The sequence below is a fragment of the Alcaligenes sp. genome (assembly GCF_050255915.1).
Classification (GTDB): domain Bacteria; phylum Pseudomonadota; class Gammaproteobacteria; order Burkholderiales; family Burkholderiaceae_B; genus Alcaligenes; species Alcaligenes aquatilis.
Map to the genome: position 1 here is coordinate 84,691 of NZ_JBFWIQ010000012.1, position 21,977 is coordinate 106,667.

Genomic DNA, 21,977 nt, shown 5'->3' on the forward strand with positions numbered 1-21,977 from the left:
TATGGAAATAGTGTCTTTGGATTTGGGCTTGATCGCTCTGACAACGGCGTTTTTGGCGGGGATGGCTTCGTTTCTATCCCCCTGCGTTTTGCCACTGGTCCCCGGCTATTTGTCCTATCTGGCTGGGGACGGACAGGTGTATACGCAGGTCAAACGTAGCCAGCTACTGGGGCGCAGCGTTTGCTTTGTCGCCGGTTTTTCGCTGGTGTTCATCGCCTTGGGGGCCAGCCTGTCGTATCTGGGCCAGTTGTTGATGGCGTACCGTTATGAGCTGAATGTGGCGGCGGGCGTCATGGTAGCGCTAGCAGGTTTGAGTGTGATGGGTGTACTGCGCATGCCCATGAGCCTGCAACGCTACTATCGCTTTGAGTCCGGCAAGGCGGCGGGTCCTGGCGGTGCAACGGTGATGGGCCTAGCCTTCGGCTTTGGCTGGACGCCGTGTATCGGCCCGATTCTGGCTGGCATTCTGATGATGGGGGCCAGCACGGCCAGCGCAGGTAAAGCCAGTATTCTGCTGTCCGTTTACGCCTTGGGCCTGGGCGTCCCTTTTATCCTGGCTGCCTGCTTTGTGACGCCTTTTTTGCAACGCATGACGCAAATCAGGAAGATCGGGCGCTATGTGCGCTGGGGCGCGGGTCTGGTTTTGATTGTGATGGGCTGGGCTATGGCCACAGGTGAACTGGCGCGTTTTGCTATCTGGGTGCTCAAGACGTTCCCGGTTTTAGGGCAGTTGGGCTAAGCCTTCGGCTACCTGAAATCCGTGCGGTGCTTCCTCTGTTGTCAGGAAGCACCGCCTTGTCATTTCACAGCCGCATTGCCGCCATCCGCAAACAGGGCGGAGCCGGTAACAAAACTGGACATGGGGCTGGCAAGAAAAAGCGCAGCAGATGCAATTTCTTCAGGTTTGGCGATTCGTTTCATGGCGTGCAGCCCAGCCGCCCATTCTTTGGTGCTCTGGTCTCCGGCGATGTCTGTATCGGTTCCGCCCGGTAAAAGGGCATTGGCTCGTACGCCGTTGGCCGCATAGTCTGCAGTAATGCCTTTGACCAATCCCATGAGTGCCGCCTTAGCGGCTCCATAGGCGCTCATGCCGGGCAGGCCAACACTGGTGCCTACAAAGCTCGATGTGAAAACAATCGAACCGCCACCGCGCTTGAGCATGGCCGGAATCTGGCTACGCGCACCCAAAAAGGCTGCTCCAAGATTGGTGTCCAGTGTGGCTTGCCATTCTTCCAGCGTCATCTCAGCCAGCGGCTTGAGGGCACCGACAATACCGGCGTTATTGATTGCAATATCCAGACCGCCAAATTTGCTGGTCGCGGCTTCGATCAACTGCTCATGGGTTTGAGCCTGTGTAATGTCCCCCGCCACAAACTCAGCGCGGCCGCCAGACTGCCGGATTTCCTTGGCGACGGCCTCAAGCAGAGCGCTGCGCCTTGCCGTAAGAACAAGTGCCGCTCCCTGCTCAGCAAACATCAATGCGATGGCGCGTCCAATACCAGAGGATGCTCCGGTAACAAGGGCAACCTTTCCATCAAGCAAAGCCATGAGTGAAATCTCCTGTATTTCTATTGGGAGCTCATATCGTATGTATCCTGGCCTGACGGGGAACTCCGTTTCTTGCCTTCAAAACCCGTTATTGATGATGGGGCAGGCAGCCGACTATCAGTCTTGTACTTCACGACGCAGTAGTTCACGTTTACGGTCTATACCCCAGCGGTAGCCGGCCAGGTCGCCATTGCGCCGCACGACGCGATGGCATGGGATGGCGACGGCTATGTGATTGTTGGCGCAGGCCTGCGCCACAGCGCGCACCGCTTTGGGAGCGCCGATGCGTTCGGCGATCTCGGTGTAACTGACGGTGGTGCCGGGTGGGATCTCGCATAAGGCGCGCCAGACACGCTCCTGGAAGGCCGTGCCCTGTACATCCAACGGTAGGTGCAAACCAATTGAAGGGGTTTCGATAAAGCCCACGACTTGGGCGATCAATTGCTCGAAATCCCCGTCGCTGCCGATAAGCTCGGCTTTGGGAAACTGGTCTTGCAGATCGCGCACCAGTTGTTCGGGGTCCTCGCCTAGCAGGATGGCGCAGATGCCGCGTTGGCTCTGGGCGACCAGAATGGCTCCCTGCGAACACTGGCCCACCGCGAAACGGATAAGCGCACCGGCACCACCGGCCCGGTACTCGCGCGCGCGCATGCCCAACAACTGTCCAGAGGTTTCATAAAAGCGGCTGTTGGAGTTGAATCCGCTGTCGTAGATTGCGTTCGTGATGGAGGCGTTGGGGCTGCTCAGTTCCTCGCGCAGTCTGCGAGCGCGATAGGCCGAGCTGTATGCCTTGGGCGTCAGGCCGGTTTCCGCTTTGAACAGTCGGTGGAAATGAAAGGGGCTCTTACCTACTGCGGTGGCCAGTTGCTCCAGCGAAGGGGGTGTTTCCGACGTTTCGATCAGGCGGCAGGCGCGCGCCACGATCGCGGCTCGTTCGGCTGCGGCACTGGTTTGGTCGCCACGGACGCGACGACTGTAACGGTAGCCCGCTGCTTCCGCAGCCTGGGCCGAATCAAAGAACTCGACGTTTTCGCGCTTGGGAAGCCGTGTTGTCGAGCTGGGTTGGCAGTACACGCCTGTGGTGCGTACCGCATAGACGAACTGGCCGTCGGCGGCGCAGTCCCGCGCTTGCACGGCTGCCCAGCGCTGATCCTCAGTTTCGTAAGCACGCTTTTTAGTCATGAGGCATATGTCCTGACATCATTCATTACGAAGCCAGAATACGCTGGTCTTTCATCGCAAGCACTCCGATTCTTGCGGCCAATATTGGCAGGCTTGACCGGTATTGTCTCAGAGGTGTGCAGCCATTGCCGGTATGCTCGTGCCCGCCAAGTCCGCGATAGAAAAAGGCCGGTATCAACCGGCCTTTTTCGCTCTGCAGCATTGACGCCATGAAAGGCGCGGCATGCTTACAGGGCGCTGGGGGTGTAACCCGCTTCTTCAATCACTTTCAGGGCTTGCGCGCCATCCAGACCTTGAACAGTAACCTGGTGTTTTTCCAGATCCGTGCTGACGGTGGCTTGAGGGGCGACAGCCTGAATGGCTTCGGTGATGCTGCGTACACAGTGGCCGCAGGTCATGTCGGGTACGGAGAAGGTGGACATAGCTGACTCCTTGATAAAAACAATGGAGCCAGCTTAAGGCTTGCCACGGGGGCAAGGTCAAGTGCTGTTTGCTTTAGAACAGGGCAGGCGACATCAAACGGATTTGATCAAGCTCGGGATTTCCCAGCCATTGAATCTGGCTGCTGGCCCAACCTGGGCCCGATTCCTTGTTTTCGACAAAAGCGCCGTAGGAGAGGGTCTGCGCTTGTGCATCCAGCAGGACAACGTAGCTGGAGCTGGTGCAGTCATGAGGCTTGCAGCCCTGGAAGACCTGGTAATGGCGTCCATCCAGGGAAACGGTCTCACCCGGTGAAGCCGTACCAAATTCTTTTACCCAGCTGGCGCGTTTGGCAACGTCCTGCATCAGGTTTTGATATTGCTGGGCCACTTGCTTGTTGGACTTGGCCAGATCAGCCAGATACACGGATTCCGAGGACTGTGCATGGCTCAGGACGGGAACGAGCAGGGCGCTGCCAAGGACAAGGCGACACAGAGAATGGGAAATACGCATGGGATCTCCAATAATGACGCAAGCCGTCAGTGTAGCAGCGGGTCTGGCGCAATATTGTTAACAAAATCAAGGAAAACGTGCATAAACGGCTATCTCTACAGTCGTTATAGTGCTTATCCGTACAGGGAGTTGGTACGGTGCTCTGTTTCTTGTCGAATGACCTGGACATTGAAGGGGTGTAGGTAAAAACCACAGCTTGTCAGCAAAATTGTTTGATAACTAAACTATTTATAAATGAATGGTTGGCATAGTTGAATTGGTGTTTCGATCTGCTGTGCATCTTAAAGAAAGACAGCCTATAAGCGCGGTGGCGCAAGGAGATAACATGAAACGTATTGCATTGACCGTGGCGTTGGCTGCGGCTTTTGGTGGTTCTCTGGCTCATGCCGATACCATCAAAGTGGGGATGGCAATGGATACATCCGGTCCGTTTGCGGCTGTTGGGGGCGAGGTTCGCGACGGCTTCAATCTGGCCATCAAGCAATTGGATGGCAAGTTGGGCGGCTTTCCTGCCGAGTTCATTGCACAGGATATGGCCGGTAATCCGGATCAGGCCCGCCAATTGGTCAATCGTTTCGTTCAACGCGACAAGATCGACTTCTTTACTGGCCCTGTCGGCTCCAACGTCGCCCTGGCAGTGGCTCCCGCCTTGTTCTCGGCCAAAGTGCCTTACCTGACCAGCAACCCGGGCCCCAGCCAACTGGCCGGCGCTGGTTGTAATCCGTACTTCTTTGGCGTGTCCTACCAGAACGACGCCTTTGACGAGGCTGCCGGTAAAGTGGCGGCGGATCGCAATTACGAAAAAATGTTCATCATTGCCCCTGATTATCCAGCCGGCAAAGACCACTTGAACGGCTTCAAACGAGGTTATGGAAAACCCGTTGACAATGAGCTCTACACCAAGCTGGGCCAGATCGATTACTCGGCTGAATTGGCACAAATCCGTGCTGCCAAGCCTCAGGCCGTGTTTTTCTTTCTGCCCGGTGCCATGGGCATCAACTTCATCAAACAGTTCGTGGCTGCAGGCCTGAACAAGGATGTGGTCTTGCTGGGTCCGGCCTTCTCGGGTGATGAAGACATCATCCCCGCCGTGGGCGAGCCTATTCTGGGCATGCTCAATACCGCCCAGTGGTCACCAGATCTGGATATTCCGGCCAACAAGACCTTTGTTGAGGAGTTTCGCAAAGCCTACGACGGCCGATACCCCTCGGTTTACGCCGCCCAGGCTTATGACGTGATTTTGGCGATCGACGCCGCCGTCAAACAGGTCGATGGCAAGGTGTCTGACCGCGAAGCGGTGCTCAAGGCATTGAAAGCGGCCGACTACAACTCGGTTCGTGGCCCCTTTACCTACGGCAACAACAATTTCCCCATTCAGGCTTACTACCTACGTGAGGTGGTCAAGGATCAGGACGGACGTCTTGTAAACCGTATGGTCAGCAAGGTGTTTGACTCCTACCAGGATGTCTACGCCAAAGATTGCAAACTTAATTAAGATTCACAGGTGGTAAAAGCATGTCGCTCATTCTGATTAGCGAGCAATTGCTGAATGGTTTGCAGTTTGGTTTGATGTTGTTTCTGATTGCCGCCGGCCTGACATTGGTCTTTGGCATTATGGATATCATGAACCTGGCCCACGGCTCCCTCTATATGGCGGGAGCCTATGTGGCCGCGGAAACCATGCAGCGTACAGGGTCCTTTACCGCCGCCATTGTGGTGGCGGTGGCAGTGACAGCCCTGGTCGGTATTGCCTTGGAAATTCTCATTCTGCGCAAGCTGGTCACTCGTGATCACCTGGCTCAGGTATTGGGAACCTACGCCGTTATTTTGATCGCCAATGATGTGGTCAAAATGATTTGGGGCCCAACCCCCGTTATGTTGAATATGCCTGCCTTGTTGTCCGGGCCGGTCGAACTCTTGCCTGATTTCCTCTATCCCGCCTTCCGTCTGATGATTATTGCGGTCGGTCTGGTGGTGGCACTGGCTCTGTATGCCTTCGTGACCAAAACCCGAGCCGGGGTGCTCGTGCGGGCAGGTGCATCCAACCGACAAATGGCGACCCTGATGGGGGTTCGCGTGCCTATCCTGTTCTTAGGGGTATTTACTCTGGGAGCCGCTTTGGCTGCGCTGGCCGGTGCCTTGCTCGGGCCGATTACAGCGGTTCAGATCGGTATGGGCGAGGACATCCTGATCCTGGTCCTGGTGTGCATCGTGATCGGCGGCATTGGTTCGATTCGTGGTGCGTTTGTAGGTGCCTTGCTGGTGGGTATGGTTGATACTGCTGGCCGTGCCTTCCTGCCGATGTTGCTGCGTAACGTCTTCCCGGCGGATGTGGCATCCAGTGTCGGTCCTACGATTGCTGCCATTTCGATCTATGTTCTGATGGCTGTTGTTCTTGTTTTCCGTCCTTCGGGCTTGTTCCCGGCGCGAGGTTAATGTATGTCTACTTCGCGTATTTTATCGGTCCTGGCGCTGGTGGCCTTGTTGGCTTTCCCCTTGATTGCACCGCTGTACGGGCTTGAGTTTTATATTTCCTTTGTACGCCGTATCTTCATCTATGCCATGGCAGCGACTGCCTTGAATCTGGTGCTCGGTTATGGCGGGATGGTGGCTCTGGGGCATGCTGCTTTCTTTGGCGCCGGGGCCTATACCGTGGGCATTTTGGCCACTGAAGGTGTGCAAAGCGGCCTGATCACCTGGCCAGCCGCCATGCTGATTTCCGGTTTGCTGGCTTTCCTGACTGGTGCCGTGTCGCTGCGTACTCGTGGTGTGTACTTCATCATGATTACGCTGGCGTTTGCGCAGATGATCTTTTATCTGTTCATCTCCTTGCGGCAGTACGGTGGCGAGGACGGTTTGAACATGTACAACCATTCCTCTTTGCCCGGTATTGATTTGGGCAATGAACTGAGCTTTTACTACCTGGTTCTGGCTCTGTTACTGGCGGTTCTGTTCCTGATCAACCGTCTGGTTAATGCTCGTTTCGGACAGGCCTTGATGGGCACGCGTGAAAACGAAAGTCGCATGACGACCTTGGGCTACCCCGTCTACCGCATTCGCCTAACGGCCTACACCTTGAGTGGTGCCATCATGGGGCTGGCTGGGGCTTTGTTGGCCAACCATAACCTGTTTGTCTCGCCTAGCCTGATGAATTGGACCCAATCAGCGGACCTGATCATCATGGTGCTGGTGGGGGGGATTGGTCTGTTGTATGGCGGTGCGCTGGGGGCGTTTGTGATGCTGGTGCTGGAAGAGTTGCTGCGCAACTGGACCGAGTACTGGCACATGCCTTTGGGTATTTTATTGCTGCTGGTGGTGTTCTTTGCTCCCAAGGGATTGGCCGGACTGGTACGTATCCGCTCGGTCGCTGATCCAGCTACTACCGCCAAGGAGCAAACATGACAAATACGATAGCAGCCACCTCCAAGGCAGGCAGTGGCTCGGCCGCCTTGCAGGCCCGTGGTCTGATGAAGCGCTTTGGCGCCTTGCAGGCGACCAATGATGTGTCTTTGGACCTGGTGCCCGGTGAAATCCATGGTTTGATCGGCCCGAACGGTGCGGGTAAATCCACTTTGATTCATTTGTTGTCGGGCACCTTGAGTCCGGATTCGGGCCAGCTCTTGCTGGGCGGGCGTGACGTGACGTCCTTGTCGGGTCACGAGCGTGTTGCCGCCGGTCTGGCGCGCTCCTTCCAGATCACCAATATCTTCAAGAACTACACGGTGCTGGATAATCTGGTATTGGCTTTGCAGGCATGCAGTGGCAGCAGTTTCCGCTTCTGGCGTGCTCGTCAGGCGGAAACCGAGTTGTATGAGCAGGCCCGTGAGTTGGCCGCCGAATGCGCCATTAATGCATCGCTGCTGCACACTCAGGCTGGTGTTTTGCCACATGGTGAGCAGCGCAAGGTCGAGTTCGCCCTAGCGTTGGCCAGCCGGCCGCACGTTCTTTTGCTGGACGAACCTATGGCCGGGATGGGGCCGGATGAAACACTGCGTCTGACTGAACTGATTGAAACCATGCGTGGCAAAGCCACCATGTTGCTGGTCGAGCATGATATGGAAGCCGTTTTCCGTCTGGCTGACCGGATTTCTGTGCTGGTGGCAGGTCACATTATTGCCACGGGTACGGCTGCCGAAATCCGTGATAACGAGGCTGTGCGTCAAGCTTATCTGGGTGACGATGACACGCCAGTGCCAACCAAGGTGGAAAGCCATGCTTGAAACAACTCAATTACAAAGCGGCTATGGCGCCAGCCAAGTGCTGTTCGGGGTAGATCTGTCCATTCGCAGCGGACAGGTGGTGACGGTGTTGGGCCGCAATGGCATGGGCAAGACCACCTTGCTGAAAACCATTCTGGGCCAGTTGCCGGTGCGCGGTGGGGATGTGAAGTTCGACGGCCAGTCTATTGCGGGCTGGAATCCGGATCGTATTGCCCGTGCCGGGATTGCCATTGTGCCCGAAGGGCGCCAGTGCTTTCCCAACCTGACGGTGGCCGAGCACCTGACGGCGTTTGCTTGCAACCGCAACCCGCAAGCCAGCAAAACCTGGACGCCCGAGCGTGTCTATGAGTTTTTCCCGCGCTTGCGTGAACGCGCCTCCAATATGGGTAATCAGCTCTCAGGGGGGGAGCAGCAGATGCTGGCCATCGGTCGTGCCCTGGTTACCAACCCCAAGCTGCTGATTCTGGACGAAGCCTCCGAGGGCCTGGCGCCCAAGGTGCGTGAGGAAATCTGGAACTGTCTGGCCGTCTTGCGTGAAGAGGGGCAGACCATCTTGCTGATCGACAAATATGTCGAGCGTTTGATGGCCTTGTCCGATCACCACATCATTTTGGAACGTGGCAAATTGGTCTGGCAGGGGAACTCCGACGCATTGGGGGCCGATCGCACTTTGTGGACGCGCTATTTGGGCGTGTAAAAAACACAATTTGCAACAAATCTGAGGTGCCGCCTGCTTGATCGCAGGCGGCATTTTTTTTGCCTTTCGTCAAGGCGCTATAGAGAACGTGGCGGCTTAGTTGCACTTTCCTCTGAAAGTTCCCTAAGCATCTCTGGAAAGATTATTTCCTTGCGATGTATCAATGTGTAATGAAATGGCATTCCTTACGATATCCATAAGGCCAGCAGGGTTATGGGTCCTACCCGGACCTCACTGGCAGGAAGCTCTGTCATCCCATAAGGAAGTTGTTATGAAATTACGCCTGTTCACTCTCTCGGCTCTAGCCACCGGCTTACTGCTTGGCAGCGTCGCGCAAGCCCAGCAAAATGAACCTGTACAGCCGATTCCCGCTGCTGTTGTCAGCGACCCGGCACGTGTTGAACTGGGTAAAAAGCTGTGGTTTGAACCCCGCTTGTCCCGTTCGGGCTTTATCTCATGTAATTCCTGTCACAACCTGAGCATGGGCGGCACGGACAATATCCGTACCTCCATCGGTGATCGCTGGCAGGAAGGCCCCATCAACTCGCCCACTGTCTTGAACTCCAGCCTGAATCTGGCCCAGTTCTGGGATGGCCGTGCTAGCGACCTGAAAGAGCAGGCTGGCGGCCCCATTGCCAATCCCAAGGAAATGGCGTTTACGCACGAACTGGCCATGGAGTTCCTGAGCTCCATTCCCGAGTACAAGGCCGAGTTCAAGCAAGTCTTTGGCAAGGCCGATTTCGGTATTGATGAAGTCACCTCCGCGATTGCCGCGTTTGAGGAAACCTTGGTGACGCCTGATTCGCGCTTTGATCTGTGGCTAAAAGGCGATAAGAAAGCCATTACTGATCAGGAATTGGCCGGCTATCAACTGTTCAAGGGTAGTGGTTGCGTAGCTTGCCACAACGGTCCCAACCTGGGTGGTACGTCCTTTCAGAAAATGGGGCTGATCGAGCCCTACCAAACCACCAATCCTGCCGAAGGCCGTGCGGCTGTGACGGGTAAAGATGCCGACCGTTTCAACTTCAAGGTTCCTACCTTGCGTAACGTCGAGCTGACCTACCCCTACTTCCACGATGGTGCGGTAAATACCTTGACCGAAGCCGTGGATATAATGGGTCGTTTGCAGTTGGGTCGCAGTTTCTCTGCAGAGGAAAATGCCCAGATCGTCGCGTTTTTGAAAACGCTGACGGGCAAACAGCCTGAAATCGTACTGCCCATCTTGCCCCCTTCGCGTGACAACACACCACGTCCGGTGCCATTTGGTTCTTGATAGCAGTCTGTGCAGGCAGCAAGCGCTTTTAAGGGCTTGAGCTGCCTTTGAATGACCCAGGTCTTGGATGTTGTTTTCTGAGCCTGGGTTTTTGTATTTGGCTTTGGATTCATCGTCCTGGTCTGCCAGTCAGACTTGAATCCCCTGCTGCTATTGTTGATGCTCGATCCGGTGGGCTAAAAAAATAGTACCATTTAGATACTATTTAAATGACTGGAACCATCATGAGTCGCATTGTCCTGTTTGAGAACATTCATCCTAGCGCCCGTGAAGTTTTTGAGGCTGCTGGTTTGACCGATATTCAGACCTACAAGGGAGCCTTGTCGGGTCAGGAGCTGCTGGACGCTGTCAAAGGCGCCGAAGTGGTCGGAATTCGTTCCCGTACCCAGTTTGACAGCCGGGTGCTGGAGCACGCAGACCAGCTTAAAGTGCTGGGATGTTTTTGTATTGGTACCAACCAGGTGGATCTGGACCAGGCCCAGAACCACGGCGTACCAGTCTTTAATGCGCCGTTCTCCAACACCCGCTCGGTTGCCGAGCTGGTGCTGGGTGAGGCCATCTTGTTGCTGCGTCGTATCCCCGAGAAGAACCTGCGCGTACACCAGGGTTTCTGGGACAAGAGTGCCGATGGCGCTTTCGAGATCCGTGGCAAGACTTTGGGTGTGATTGGCTACGGCAATATTGGTTCTCAGGTCGGTACCTTGGCTGAAGCGCTGGGTATGCGCGTGCTCTACCATGATGTGGAATCCAAACTGCCGCTGAGCAATGCCCGTGTCTACGGCAGCCTCAAACAAATGCTGGCCGAGTCCGATGTGGTGACCTTGCACGTCCCAGGCGGGCAGGGCACGCATAACATCATGAATGCCGAGACGATCGCGGCCATGAAGCCAGGTTCCATCCTGATCAACGCGTCGCGCGGCACAGTGGTGGACATTGATGCCTTGCATCAGGCCCTGGTCAGTGGTCATTTGGCAGGTGCGGCATTGGATGTTTTCCCCACTGAGCCGAAAAGTGTGGACGAGCCTTTAAAGAGTCCGTTGATCGGCATGCCCAATGTGATTCTGACGCCGCATATTGGCGGTAGCACCCAGGAGTCGCAGGAAAATATTGGCCGTGAAGTGGCCGAGAAATTGGTTAGTTACTTGCGTAGCGGTGCCACCAAGGGCGCAGTGAACTTTCCGGAAGTGTCGTACTACGATATTCAAGGCGCCGTGCGTTTGTTGCATGTCCATCGCAATGTTCCTGGTGCAATGGGGGGCTTGAACAATATTTTGGCCCAACACGGCATCAACATCACTCGTCAGCAGTTGCAAACACAAGGTGAGCTGGGTTATGCCATGACAGATCTGGATCGTGTACCAGAACAGGAGTTGCTGGACGCCGTGCGTGCTCACTCGAGTACCGTACGCAGCGAGCTGATTTTTCCGGCGTAAGGCCTGAGTCAGACCATCGACAAACGGCCCCGGATTCTTTGAAATCCGGGGCCGTTTGCTATCCGTCCGTTTGCTATCCGTCCGTTTGCTATCCGTCCGTTTGCTATCCGTCCGTTTGCTATCCGTCCGTTTGCTATCAGGCGGAGTGCATCGACTTGGTGGGCCAGGAAATGGTCTGTTCCAGGCTGCTGCCGGGAACAATAATGTCGCGCAACGTGTAGTTGTCCAGATAACTCAGGAACTGGACCAGTGCCTGTTTAAGGATATTGCTTAGATTGCAGCGACCGCTCAGGATGCAATGGGTGCCACTGCCCAAGCACTCCACCACGGCCAGATCGGTTTCTGTATAGCGCACCAGCTCGCCCAGATTGATATCTTCAGGAGCACGCGCCAGCCGCATCCCGCCATTTTTCCCGCGCTGCGTCTGAATCCAGCCGCCTTTGGACAGCAGGTGGGTGACTTTCATCAGGTGGGCTTGGGAAATCTGGTGGTACTGGGCAATTTCCGCGATGGTGCAAAGCCTGTCTTCGTTCTGGCCCAGATACATCAATTGACGCAGAGCGTAGTCGGTAAGGTTGGTCAGGCGCATGATCAGGGCAGTTGCAGTTCGCTGGCTACTTTGGTGGGGTTGTGCTGGAATTGGTAGCCAAACCAGAAGCTACGGGCGATACGCTGGGCGTACTCCAGCGCTAGCTTGGCCATAGCCTGATTTTCGCGTTCCTGACAGGTTTCCTTGAACAGACGCAGCCATTGTTCAAAGTGGCTGGCCTGAATGTGCTGGAGCGACAAGTGCTTGGCCATGGGGTTGCCATTGAAGCCATCGGTCTTGAGCAGCAGGGACGACCAGAACTCTTCCATTACACCCAGGTGTGTATCCCAATCCTTGATGCGCTCGGAGAAAATCGGGCCAAGGACTTCGTCCATGCGGATGCGATCGTAAAAGTCCCAGACCAGGTCATGAATTTCCTGGCGGGTACACAAAGCGTTGAGAGTCATAATATTTTTAATTTAAAGATATATATTTTATCTATCTTATTGGTAGGGCTCACCGGGGTCAAGCCGGAAAGAAAACGCTCGGATGCGGGATATGTTCACGTCGGATTTCACGCAGATTCAACGCCTGCCTTCCTACACTGAGTCCAAGTTTCAGAGTATGGATGTTGTGTTTCAGGTGTTTTTTCCTTGAAAGGTGGTTTTTAGAGGACTTGATGATCTTGAGCGGCGTTTTTTTGCTAAGGCAAGCAGCGCGTAGGGTAAATTGCACGAGTCGGGCTGGCAGGCTACGATTACTTTTTGTTGGCTAGCCCTCAATTTTGTTACAGCATGGTGCTCAAGGAATAATGATTACAAAGAGACAGGCGCAGACACTTTCTTGCGTTATCCCGGGTTTGAATGAAGCAGAAAACTTGCCCGCACTGTTGCCCGTTCTGGTGGCAACGTTGCGTGAACTGGTTCCGGCTTTTGAAATCATTTTCGTTGACGATGGCAGCACTGACGCAACGCCTTTGGTCATAGAGCAATTGCGTCAAACTTACCCCCAATTGGTTTATCTGCAGTTATCACGCAACTTCGGTAAAGAAGCGGCGTTGACGGCAGGCTTGGAAGCCAGTCGCGGGCAGGTGGTCGTGTGTATGGATGCGGATTTGCAGCATCCTCCTGCCTTGATTGAAACCATGCTGGAGCGTTGGTCTACCGGGCTGGAAATGGTCTATGCCGTACGGGAAACCCGCGAGGACGAAGTTTGGCTAAAGCGTGTGGGCACCAGTGTGTTCTACAAGTTGATGCGTACATCCAATGGCCTACGCGTACCTCGTGATGCGGGCGATTTTCGCTTGATGGATCGTTGTGTGGTCGATGCCCTGATGGCCTTGCCCGAGCGCAGTCGTTTCATGAAAGGCTTGTTTGCCTGGGTGGGTTTTCCGTCCGAGCCTATTTACTACTCCCCCGCCGAGCGTTTGTATGGGGTCAGTCGATTCCGCCCCGCCAAACTACTACGCTTTGCAGTGGATGGTTTGACGGCATTTACCACCTGGCCGCTACGTTTGTTGAGTTTGTTGGGTGCGGTGCTGGCGATGCTGTCTTTCAGCTACGGTTTGTTCATTATCTTCAAGCATTTGATTTATGGAGACGCCGTACGGGGCTGGACCACCTTGATCACCGTAGTGCTGTTCTTTGCGGGTGTGAATATGCTCTCGCTGGGCGTGGTAGGTGAGTATGTCGCCAGCATCTTTGCCGAGGTCAAGAACCGACCTTTGTATTTGGTGCATCGTCGCCGGGGGCAAGGCTTGGCTCCGGATCAGGAACCCGCTCACAGTCAGGATCAAGGCAGCACCCAAAGTCAGGCTCGGCAACAGGACTGATCCAGTCGTTTAATTGCCGTTCTGCTTTCAAGTGTCATTGGACGCTACATCGATATTCTGAATTGTTTTGACAGCCACGAAGGTGGCTGCCTAACCCTTTTGGTTTGGCGACAGTCGATGAGTATCGAGAATTCTTTTCCCCCTTCTGGCGTAACCTTGCCTCTTGGGCGCGCGCGTGGCCCAGCCTACTGGCTGGGGCAAGGCGTACGAAACCTGGGCACCCTCTCTAGCCTGGCTGTGGGTCTGCTGGCGCTGCTGTGGTTTGCGCTGACCCTAGGTGTCTATCCCCTGCTGATTCCGGACGAAGGGCGCTATGTCGGTGTGGCTCTGTCCATGTTGGAATCCGGTGATTATCTGGTGCCGCGTTTGGACGGCTTGCCGTTTTTCCATAAACCCCCTCTGCATTACTGGCTCACTTCGCTGAGCCTGAAAGTGCTGGGCGTGAATTTTGTGGGTGCGCGTCTGGTGCCTGCCTTGATGGCGGCCTTGTTGATTGCTGGTATGCATGCCTTTCTGAAGCGCCATGCTAGCCAGCAACATGCGGGCTGGACGGCTCTGATTCTGGTCAGCAGCCCATTGCTGTTTGGAGCCTCCCATTACGCCAATCTGGACATGACGGTTGCTGCCTTGATCAGTAGCTGTGTGCTATTGGGCGGCCATGCTGCCTTGCAGATGGAGCAGGGGCGTCCCTATCGGTGGGCCTTGATGGGGCTGTATGCCACCGCAGGTTTGGCCTTCCTGGCAAAAGGCTTGATCGGGATTTTGATCCCCGGCGGTATCTTGGTGTTCTGGCTGTTGGGTCGAGGACAGTGGCGTACCTTGCTGCGTCTGTTTTCTTTGACCGGCCTGGGAGTCTTGTTGCTGGTCGCCACGCCCTGGATGTGGCTCATGCAGGCACGTTACCCCGGTTTTTTTGACTATTACATCGTCTATCAGCACTTTCAGCGCTTTCTGGAAACGGGTTTCAACAACCCTCAGCCTTTCTGGTTCTACTTTGCCCTGATGCCTGTCGCCACCTTGGGCTGGACGCCATTTTTATTCAAGCGCCTTCGTGGCTCTGTTAATAGTCCAGATGGTTTGGGGCCGGTACGGGGCTTGATGCTGTCTGCCTTGCTGACCGTGCTGGTTTTCTTTTCTATCCCTACGTCCAAGCTGGTGGGTTATGTCTTGCCTGCGATTGGCCCCTGGGCTTTTTTCCTGGCCGATGGGGTGATTCGTCGTAGCCAGTGGGATGGGGCAGCAAAGGTAGAGCGCTTTGCGGTCTGGAGCCTGGGTGTTTGTGTCGCTATTTGTGCGGTTGCGGTGGGCGCGATGATATTGCGACCACAGGCTAATAGTCAGGCCCTGGGGCGCGTGCTGGCGAGTGAATATCAACAGGGGGACCGGGTCGTCTTTCTGAATACCTACCGCTACGATCTGGGCTTCTACGTTCCAGGTCTGCAGAACATCAGCGTCATGGAACGCTGGGATGATCCGGAGATCATGCGCACCGATAGCTGGCGTAAAGAGTTGCTGGAAGCCGCCCGTTTTGAGCCGCAGCGTGGGGCGATGACCTTGATAGACCGGGAAACCTTGCATCAGCAGCTATGCCGGGACAGCAAGGCTGTAGTTTGGCTGATTGGCTCGCCAGATGCCGTGCGTCAAAGTCAGGTGCTCAACTATGCCCAGCGCCTGTATGACGATCAGCGCATCGCGCTGTGGCGTTTTGATTATGATGAGTTTGCGCTTATGTGCGGCGAAACGCCCAAAGCCGCCCAGCCAGAAACGTCAGCACAGCCAGGCCGATAAGAATCAGGCCCAGCAGCACGTCATAGCGCAGGCCGGAGTGATTCAGCAAAAACGCATAGCTGGCTTCGTTCACCGCGAAGCCAGCGGCAGACACCAGAAAAAAACGCGTCAGAGCCGGCAAAAAACGGGCATTCTGGGAACGGAACGTCAGCCAATAATGGCCGCCAAAAGACACCAGAAATGCAATCAGCCAGCCAAAAAGATTAGCCAGCAAGGGAGATAGACTGAGCGTTTGCACCAGGGCGATTACAATGCCCCAGTGTGTGAAGGCGGCCAAGGTGCCGACTAGAATGAACAGAATGATTTGACGAGACATAAAGCGGAGCGAGCAGTGGCCAAGGATAGGCAGATCAGTATATGCGCGGATGATTTTGGGATGGCCCCTGCCGTGGACGAGGCCATACTGACATTGGCCCAGGCCCGACGCCTGACAGGAACATCCTGCCTGGTCGATGGGGACAGCTTTGTGCAAAACGCACCGGCACTGCGCCAGAGCACGCTGCAAAAAGGTTTGCACCTGAATTTTACCGAGTTTGCCTCCCAGAAGGGCGTGTATGCCATGCCGCTCAAGCAGGTGATTATTCGTAGCCTGTTGCATCGTCTGGATAGCCAGAAGGTTAAGGACAGCGTGGCCCGCCAACTGGATCGTTTTGAGGAGGTGATGGGGCAGGGGCCGGACTATATAGATGGGCATCAGCACGTGCATCAACTGCCCATGATACGCGAGGCCTTGCTGGCTGAAATGGAGCGCCGTTATGCCGCTTCCATGCCCTGGCTGCGCTATACCGGCGCCGAGCGTCTGGCCACGGGTTTTGCGTTTAAAGATAGATTCAAGGCGCAGATTATCGCCGGGCTAGGGTCCAAGGACTTGCTGCGTCTGGCCAGGGCCAAGGGCGTTACCTTGAATACCAGTTTTACCGGCGTGTACGACTTTCAGGGTGGCAAGGAGCGCTATGGCGCCTTGGTCCAGGCCTGGCTGGCGGTGATGCAGCATGGTGACAGTATGATGTGCCATCCATCCTTGCGCAGTGTGCAGGATGATCCTGTAGGGGGGCAACGTTTGGCGGAGTACGAGGTGCTGGCAGGAGCTCAAATGCAGCAATGGCTGGATCAATACAGTCTGCGTATTGCCTGAGTACCCGTTCCCAGGCAATACGCAGGCTGGTGGGCGTGTGTAAGACGTGGACGCATTTCCTGTTTATTCGACGGGCTTGGCGTACAGGTCGCTGTGCTGTGCAGCACATGATAGGCAAAGATGGATTGCGCCGTTGCCCTATCGTCCAGCGCGGCGTGATGGATTACTAAGGTGCCGGCGTAATTGAATTGTGGCAAGGCCAGGGAGAAAGGGGCTTGCGTACTCTCGGGGGGGAACATACTATTTTTCCTTTCAGTGCTTTTTGCTTATTCCGATTTCAGGAGTTTTTATGTCCTTCCCCCATCAGTTTTTGACCGAGCAATTGGCCGTCGCGCCGCAGTTATCGGGAGAGGACATGCAAGCCGTGGCCGATGCTGGTTTTAAAAGTGTCATCATCAATCGTCCCGATCTGGAAGGCGGTCCCGACCAGCCTTTGTCGGCAGACGTCATGAAGGCGGCCCAGGCAGCAGGCTTGCAGGTGGAGTATCAGCCGGTTGTGGGTAGCGCTATTACCGCTGCTGATGTTGCCCGTTTTGGTCAGTTGCTTGAGGTTTTGCCAGGCCCGACTTTGGCCTATTGCCGCACCGGTACTCGCTGTGCCGTATTGTTCCGTGCATTGAACGAATCCTGACCTGGCTCAAGGTTCAGGTCTATACCAGCTTGTCCTGTGTCGGTATGCAGCGGTAAGCTATCTGTCTCCATTCAAAGGGGTTATGCCATGTTCAAGAAAATTCTGATTCCAACTGACGGTTCCGAGCTCTCTTCCCAAGCTGCCAATAAAGGCGTGACCTTTGCCCGTCAAATGGGTGCCGAGGTTCTGGCTTTGCACGTGACGCAGCCTTTTGCGGCCACCGTTGGTTTTGATGGTATGGCTGCTGCCTATGCCATTACCGACGAAGACTACGACAAGACCGCCAAAGAACAGTCGCAGAAATACCTGCAACAGATTCTGGACCGTGCCGAAACTGCCGGTGTGAAGGCAACCGGTAAATCCGTGTCCAACTTTAACGTGGCCGATGGTATTGTGCAGGTCGCCGAGCAAGAAGGCTGCGATCTGATCTTTATCGGTAGTCACGGCCGTAGTGGTCTGTCCCGCCTGTTGTTGGGTAGCGTAACCATCAAAGTGCTGAATATGGCCAAGAACACGGTGCTGGTGTATCGCGTTAAAGAGCACGATTAATTCGTGTTTTAGCCCAAAGAAAAAACCCGCTTAGGCGGGTTTTTTTGTGTCTGCGGTGAGTCTGGCAGTGGCTGACCGTAACTGGGTTTGTTGGCTCTTAAAGCGTGCTGTTCGCGGTGGCTGATCTTCAGGATCGCCAGAGCCGCCCACTTTAATAGCTGCGTGGCTCCAACTGCTGTTTATGGGCGACGACCGCCTGCAAGACAATAGGCAAAAGCTCGCCGTCTTCGCTTTTACCGCTGGGATTGTGCTCTACAAAGTCCAGCAGGGAACGACGCATGCGCGGGTCCCAGAATTTTTGGATATGTTCCGCAATCTCGCGCAGGCCTTGCTCCCGATTGCTCAGGGTTTCAAAGAACTGGCCGATCTGGTTGGCCATGGGAATCAAAGGAACAATATTCATGGTGATGTGGCCGAGCGGGACTCGGCAGAATTCAGGTAGTGGGGATGGCTGTACAGCGTGAAGCTGCGGTCACGGGCAAAGGCGGCCAGCATGACACCCAGTTCATCAGCAATCTGCACGGCATAGGCGGTGGGGGCGGAGACCGCCACCACAAAGTTGATGCCCATGGCAGCGGCTTTCTGGACCATCTCGAAGCTGGCACGGCTGGAGATCAGCACCATGCCAGAGCGGGGATCAATATCATTGCGAAGCATGTGGCCCAGCAGCTTGTCCAGCGCGTTGTGGCGGCCTACGTCCTCACGCACGGCCAGGATATCGCCTTGCAGATTGCACCAGGCAGCGGCGTGGGTAGCCCCTGTCAGGCGATGCAAAGGCTGGCTGGAGCGCAAGGCATCCAGCGCCTGGAAGATGGCGGCGGCATCGGGGCTGTGCTCAGGGGCGTCCAGACGGGGTAGCTGGCGGCGTACCTCGTCCAGGCTTTCCAGACCACACAGGCCACAGCCCGTACGGCCAGCGAGCTGACGGCGACGCGCCTTGAGCTGATGCTGGCAGGCACTGGCAATTTCGATTTGCAGCAAACTGCCGCGCTCGCCTTCCAGCACATCCACGCCGCGTATATCGTCAGCCGTACGGATTATGCCCTCGGTCATGGAAAATCCGTAAGCCAGATCCTCCAGATCGCTGGGGCTGCACAACAAGGCACTATGGCTGATGCCGTTGAATTCCAGGGCAACGGCCTGTTCGCGCGCCAGCGCATCCTGATCCTCTTGGGGCAGGGTGTCCGCTTGTGTTTGCGCTGGGGTACGCGCCTGCCGCCATACGGTGGCAGGGGCGCTGGCATCACGAAAATCTGCCTGGTTCACGTGGGCAACTCCTTAGGGCCTGTTTAGACGCATCATACTTTCGCGACGGCCTCGGCAGGCTCATGCGAGTGGCTATGATCCGCCTGGGCCAAATCCTCGGCCGGGACGGTCTCGCCTTGCAGGAGACGTTGCTGAATATCGTGGAAACGGTTCCAGCGATTTTGCCAGGCCGACTCGGAGGTCACGCGCTGAATTTGCACGGCCGTCACCTTGTACTCGGGGCAGTTGGTTGCCCAGTCCGAGTTGTTGGTGGTGACCACGTTGGCGCCCGACTCGGGAAAGTGGAAAGTAGTATAGACCACCCCAGGTTGTACCCGTTCGGTCACCGTCGCACGCAAGGCAGTCTCGCCCGCACGGCTCTTGACCGAAACTTTGTCGCCACTACGAATGCCACGATCTTCAGCATCCACCGGGTGAATTTCCAGCAAGTCTTCGGCATGCCAGGCCACGTTGTCGGTACGGCGGGTTTGTGCGCCCACGTTGTATTGCGACAGGATGCGGCCGGTCGTCAGCAGCAAGGGGAACTTGCGGCTGCTGCGCTCTTCGGTAGGCACATACTGGGTCAGCATAAAGCGGCCTTTGCCGCGCACGAACTCGTCAATGTGCATGGTGGGGGTGCCTTCAGGCGCTTGCTCGTTGCAAGGCCATTGCACGCTGCCACCCAGTTCCTGGATGCGATCGTAGGACACGCCGGTAAAGGTCGGTGTCAGGCGGGCGATCTCGTCCATGATCTGGCCGGGATGCTCGTAGCTCATGGGGTAGCCCAGCGCACGGGCCAGGGCGCAGGTGACTTCCCAGTCGGCCATGCCTGCCTTGGGTTCCATCACTTTGCGTACACGCGAAATACGGCGCTCGGCGTTGGTGAAGGTGCCGTCTTTTTCCAGGAAGGACGAACCGGGCAGGAATACGTGAGCGTATTTGGCGGTTTCGTTCAGGAACAGATCCTGCACTACCACACATTCCATGGCGGCCATGGCGGCGGCTACGTGCTGGGTGTTCGGGTCGGATTGAACAATGTCCTCGCCCTGGCAGTACAGCCCCTTGAAGCTGCCACTCAAGGCGGCCTCAAACATATTGGGAATGCGCAGGCCGGGTTCGGATTGCAGGGACACGCCCCAGGCTTCTTCAAACTGCTGACGTACGCTGGTGTCGGAGACGTGACGGTAGCCAGGGAATTCGTGCGGGAAGGAACCCATATCGCAGGAGCCTTGCACGTTGTTCTGACCACGCAGCGGGTTCACACCCACGCCTTCGCGGCCCACGTTGCCGGTGGCCATGGCCAGATTGGCAATGGCCATCACGGTGGTGGAACCTTGGCTGTGTTCAGTCACGCCCAGGCCGTAGTAAATCGAGCCGTTGCCGCCGGTGGCGTACAGACGGGCTGCGCCACGGATGTCCTCGGCGGACACGCCGCAAATCTCGGCCATGGCTTCTGGCGAGTTCTGGGGCTGGCTGACAAAGCTGCGCCATTCATTGAAGGCAGCAGTATCGCAGCGCTCGGCCACATAGGTTTCGTTCACCAGATTTTCGGTGACGATAACGTGGGCCATGGCAGTCAGTATGGCGGTGTTGGTGCCGGGGCGCAGGGGCAGGTGGTAGTCGGCCTGGATGTGTGGTGAGCTGACCAGTTCGGTCTGGCGCGGGTCGATCACGATCAGGCGCGCACCTTGGCGCAGGCGGCGTTTCAGGCGCGATGCAAACACGGGGTGGGCGGCGCTGGGGTTGGCACCCATCACGATCACCACGTCGGTGTGCATCACCGAGTCAAAGGTTTGTGTACCGGCGGACTCACCCAGGGTCATCTTCAGGCCGTAGCCGGTAGGGGAGTGACACACGCGGGCGCAGGTGTCCACGTTATTGGTACCAAAGGCGGCGCGAACCAGCTTTTGCACCAGATAGGTTTCTTCGTTGGTGCAACGCGAGGACGTAATACCGCCCACGGCGTCACGACCGTGCTGATCCTGAATGCGACGGAACTCGGACGCGGCGTAATTGATGGCCTCGTCCCATGACACTTCCTGCCAGGGATCGGTAATGCTCTTGCGTATCATGGGGCTCAGGATACGGTCCTGGTGAGTGGCGTAACCCCAGGCGAAACGGCCTTTCACGCAGGCGTGGCCACGGTTGGCCTTGCCGTCTTTCCAGGGGGTCATGCGAATGACCTTGTCGCCCTTCATCTCGGCCTTGAAGCCGCAACCGACACCGCAGTAAGCGCAGGTGGTGATGACGGCGTGCTCGGGCTGGCCCAGATCGATAACGGATTTTTCCATCAGGGAGGATGTCGGGCAGGCCTGGACACAAGCACCACAGGACACGCAGTCGCTGCCCAGGAAATCGTCGTTCTGGCCGGCGGTGACGCGCGACTCAAAACCGCGCTTGTCGATGGTCAGTGCAAAGGTGCCCTGAACTTCCTCACAGGCGCGCACACAGCGGTTGCAGACAATGCACTTGCTGGAGTCGTAGGCAAAGTAAGGGTTGGAGTTGTCGGTGCTGTCGTCCAGATGGTTGGCACCCTCAAAGCCATAGCGCACGCTGCGCAGGCCCACAACACCGGCCATATCCTGCAGTTCGCAATTGCCGTTGGCAGGACAGGTCAGACAGTCCAGCGGGTGATCGGAGATGTACAGCTCCATCACGTTGCGGCGCAGCTTGTGCAGGGTGTCGTTTTCGGTCTGGACGACCATGCCTTCTTCCACCAGGGTGGTGCAGGAAGCAGGGTGGCCGCGACGGCCTTCAATGTCCACCAGGCACAGACGGCAGGAGCCAAACGCTTCCAGCGAGTCGGTGGCGCACAGTTTGGGAATATTGATGCCGGCCAAGGCGGCCGCATGCATCACGGATGTGCCAACGGGCACTTCAATCAATTTGCCGTCAATGGTCAGGTTGACCATCTCGGTCTGGGTCGAGGCTGGGGTGCCCAGGTCACGTTCGCGTACGGCGACTGTTTCTTTCATGGTGATCT

24 protein-coding genes are annotated in these 21,977 nt (G+C 56.3%); 13 read left to right on the plus strand and 11 right to left on the minus strand.

The annotated features are described in order from the left end of the window. The first annotated feature begins 1 nt into the window (after position 1). Positions 2-739 (plus strand): cytochrome c biogenesis CcdA family protein, encoded by a 738-nt coding sequence (locus tag AB7E06_RS15110; RefSeq protein WP_094195634.1) that lies wholly within the window; start codon positions 2-4, stop codon positions 737-739. A gap of 59 nt (positions 740-798) precedes the next feature. Here the strand turns inward: AB7E06_RS15110 and AB7E06_RS15115 are convergent, their stop codons facing one another. The 4 genes from AB7E06_RS15115 to AB7E06_RS15130 form a co-directional block, all read right to left on the minus strand. Next, the gene (locus tag AB7E06_RS15115; protein ID WP_427957469.1) at positions 799-1,548 is read right to left on the minus strand and encodes an SDR family oxidoreductase; all 750 of its coding nucleotides are present in this window, start codon (positions 1,546-1,548) and stop codon (positions 799-801) included. A 117-nt stretch (positions 1,549-1,665) separates the two neighbouring features. Beyond that, complete coding sequence (ada, locus tag AB7E06_RS15120) at positions 1,666-2,730, minus strand: bifunctional DNA-binding transcriptional regulator/O6-methylguanine-DNA methyltransferase Ada (RefSeq protein WP_427957471.1); 1,065 nt, start codon at positions 2,728-2,730, stop codon at positions 1,666-1,668. Between the two features lie 227 nt (positions 2,731-2,957). Continuing rightward, positions 2,958-3,152: a heavy-metal-associated domain-containing protein gene (locus AB7E06_RS15125; protein WP_022983238.1), complete on the minus strand. Its 195-nt coding sequence runs from the start codon at positions 3,150-3,152 to the stop codon at positions 2,958-2,960. A 73-nt stretch (positions 3,153-3,225) separates the two neighbouring features. After that, positions 3,226-3,663 (minus strand): Ivy family c-type lysozyme inhibitor, encoded by a 438-nt coding sequence (locus AB7E06_RS15130; protein WP_427957473.1) that lies wholly within the window; start codon positions 3,661-3,663, stop codon positions 3,226-3,228. A 325-nt stretch (positions 3,664-3,988) separates the two neighbouring features. Between AB7E06_RS15130 and AB7E06_RS15135 the strand changes: the two genes are divergently transcribed. From AB7E06_RS15135 to serA, 7 genes are all read left to right on the plus strand, one after another. After that, entirely contained in the window at positions 3,989-5,158 is a 1,170-nt protein-coding gene (locus AB7E06_RS15135; protein ID WP_094195638.1) for an ABC transporter substrate-binding protein, read from the plus strand. Positions 5,159-5,178: 20 nt separating this feature from the next. After that, positions 5,179-6,099, plus strand: a complete 921-nt coding sequence (locus AB7E06_RS15140; RefSeq protein WP_094195639.1) for a branched-chain amino acid ABC transporter permease — start codon at positions 5,179-5,181, stop codon at positions 6,097-6,099. A gap of 3 nt (positions 6,100-6,102) precedes the next feature. Further along, a complete protein-coding gene (locus AB7E06_RS15145) occupies positions 6,103-7,065 on the plus strand; it encodes a branched-chain amino acid ABC transporter permease (RefSeq protein ID WP_094195640.1) in 963 nt (320 codons plus the stop codon). After that, entirely contained in the window at positions 7,062-7,883 is an 822-nt protein-coding gene (locus AB7E06_RS15150; protein WP_094195641.1) for an ABC transporter ATP-binding protein, read from the plus strand. The genes AB7E06_RS15145 and AB7E06_RS15150 overlap by 4 nt, the downstream gene beginning before the upstream one ends. Then, positions 7,876-8,580, plus strand: coding sequence for an ABC transporter ATP-binding protein (locus AB7E06_RS15155; RefSeq protein WP_094195642.1), 705 nt, complete (start codon positions 7,876-7,878; stop codon positions 8,578-8,580). Before AB7E06_RS15150 ends, AB7E06_RS15155 begins: the two co-directional genes overlap by 8 nt. A gap of 271 nt (positions 8,581-8,851) precedes the next feature. Beyond that, positions 8,852-9,853, plus strand: a complete 1,002-nt coding sequence (locus AB7E06_RS15160; protein ID WP_121738100.1) for a cytochrome-c peroxidase — start codon at positions 8,852-8,854, stop codon at positions 9,851-9,853. A 224-nt stretch (positions 9,854-10,077) separates the two neighbouring features. Continuing rightward, the gene (gene serA / locus AB7E06_RS15165; RefSeq protein WP_094195644.1) at positions 10,078-11,286 is read left to right on the plus strand and encodes a phosphoglycerate dehydrogenase; all 1,209 of its coding nucleotides are present in this window, start codon (positions 10,078-10,080) and stop codon (positions 11,284-11,286) included. Positions 11,287-11,422: 136 nt separating this feature from the next. Here serA and AB7E06_RS15170 read toward each other — a convergent pair whose 3' ends face one another. Together AB7E06_RS15170 and AB7E06_RS15175 are read right to left on the minus strand one after the other, a co-directional pair. Then, complete coding sequence (locus tag AB7E06_RS15170) at positions 11,423-11,875, minus strand: RrF2 family transcriptional regulator (RefSeq protein WP_395029098.1); 453 nt, start codon at positions 11,873-11,875, stop codon at positions 11,423-11,425. A gap of 2 nt (positions 11,876-11,877) precedes the next feature. Continuing rightward, positions 11,878-12,282: a group III truncated hemoglobin gene (locus AB7E06_RS15175; protein ID WP_094195646.1), complete on the minus strand. Its 405-nt coding sequence runs from the start codon at positions 12,280-12,282 to the stop codon at positions 11,878-11,880. A gap of 344 nt (positions 12,283-12,626) precedes the next feature. Here AB7E06_RS15175 and AB7E06_RS15180 point away from each other — a divergent pair, with 344 nt between their 5' ends. Further along, positions 12,627-13,646 (plus strand): glycosyltransferase family 2 protein, encoded by a 1,020-nt coding sequence (locus AB7E06_RS15180; protein WP_094195647.1) that lies wholly within the window; start codon positions 12,627-12,629, stop codon positions 13,644-13,646. A 117-nt stretch (positions 13,647-13,763) separates the two neighbouring features. After that, a complete protein-coding gene (locus AB7E06_RS15185) occupies positions 13,764-15,434 on the plus strand; it encodes an ArnT family glycosyltransferase (protein ID WP_395029096.1) in 1,671 nt (556 codons plus the stop codon). Here the strand turns inward: AB7E06_RS15185 and AB7E06_RS15190 are convergent. Beyond that, a complete protein-coding gene (locus AB7E06_RS15190; RefSeq protein WP_094195648.1) occupies positions 15,373-15,750 on the minus strand; it encodes a GtrA family protein in 378 nt (125 codons plus the stop codon). The two genes, AB7E06_RS15185 and AB7E06_RS15190, sit on opposite strands and share 62 nt — an antisense overlap. A 60-nt stretch (positions 15,751-15,810) precedes the next feature. On the opposite strand from AB7E06_RS15190, the gene AB7E06_RS15195 reads away from it, so the two are divergent. Then, the gene (locus AB7E06_RS15195) at positions 15,811-16,569 is read left to right on the plus strand and encodes a ChbG/HpnK family deacetylase (RefSeq protein WP_395029094.1); all 759 of its coding nucleotides are present in this window, start codon (positions 15,811-15,813) and stop codon (positions 16,567-16,569) included. Here the strand turns inward: AB7E06_RS15195 and AB7E06_RS15200 are convergent. Beyond that, positions 16,545-16,808, minus strand: coding sequence for a hypothetical protein (locus AB7E06_RS15200; protein ID WP_395029092.1), 264 nt, complete (start codon positions 16,806-16,808; stop codon positions 16,545-16,547). The two genes, AB7E06_RS15195 and AB7E06_RS15200, sit on opposite strands and share 25 nt — an antisense overlap. Before the next feature lie 50 nt (positions 16,809-16,858). Here AB7E06_RS15200 and AB7E06_RS15205 point away from each other — a divergent pair, with 50 nt between their 5' ends. Together AB7E06_RS15205 and AB7E06_RS15210 are read left to right on the plus strand one after the other, a co-directional pair. Continuing rightward, complete coding sequence (locus AB7E06_RS15205; RefSeq protein WP_094195650.1) at positions 16,859-17,200, plus strand: TIGR01244 family sulfur transferase; 342 nt, start codon at positions 16,859-16,861, stop codon at positions 17,198-17,200. An 87-nt stretch (positions 17,201-17,287) separates the two neighbouring features. Beyond that, the gene (locus tag AB7E06_RS15210) at positions 17,288-17,749 is read left to right on the plus strand and encodes a universal stress protein (RefSeq protein ID WP_094195651.1); all 462 of its coding nucleotides are present in this window, start codon (positions 17,288-17,290) and stop codon (positions 17,747-17,749) included. A gap of 151 nt (positions 17,750-17,900) precedes the next feature. Here AB7E06_RS15210 and AB7E06_RS15215 read toward each other — a convergent pair whose 3' ends face one another. Genes AB7E06_RS15215 through fdhF form a run of 3 tightly spaced genes read right to left on the minus strand, consistent with a single transcriptional unit; the run spans position 17,901 to position 21,969 of the window. Beyond that, positions 17,901-18,152 (minus strand): formate dehydrogenase subunit delta, encoded by a 252-nt coding sequence (locus tag AB7E06_RS15215; RefSeq protein ID WP_230019022.1) that lies wholly within the window; start codon positions 18,150-18,152, stop codon positions 17,901-17,903. Beyond that, positions 18,149-19,015, minus strand: coding sequence for a formate dehydrogenase accessory sulfurtransferase FdhD (fdhD, locus tag AB7E06_RS15220; protein ID WP_395029090.1), 867 nt, complete (start codon positions 19,013-19,015; stop codon positions 18,149-18,151). Before fdhD ends, AB7E06_RS15215 begins: the two co-directional genes overlap by 4 nt. Before the next feature lie 32 nt (positions 19,016-19,047). Beyond that, the gene (gene fdhF / locus AB7E06_RS15225) at positions 19,048-21,969 is read right to left on the minus strand and encodes a formate dehydrogenase subunit alpha (RefSeq protein WP_094195654.1); all 2,922 of its coding nucleotides are present in this window, start codon (positions 21,967-21,969) and stop codon (positions 19,048-19,050) included. Between the last annotated feature and the right edge of the window lie 8 nt (positions 21,970-21,977).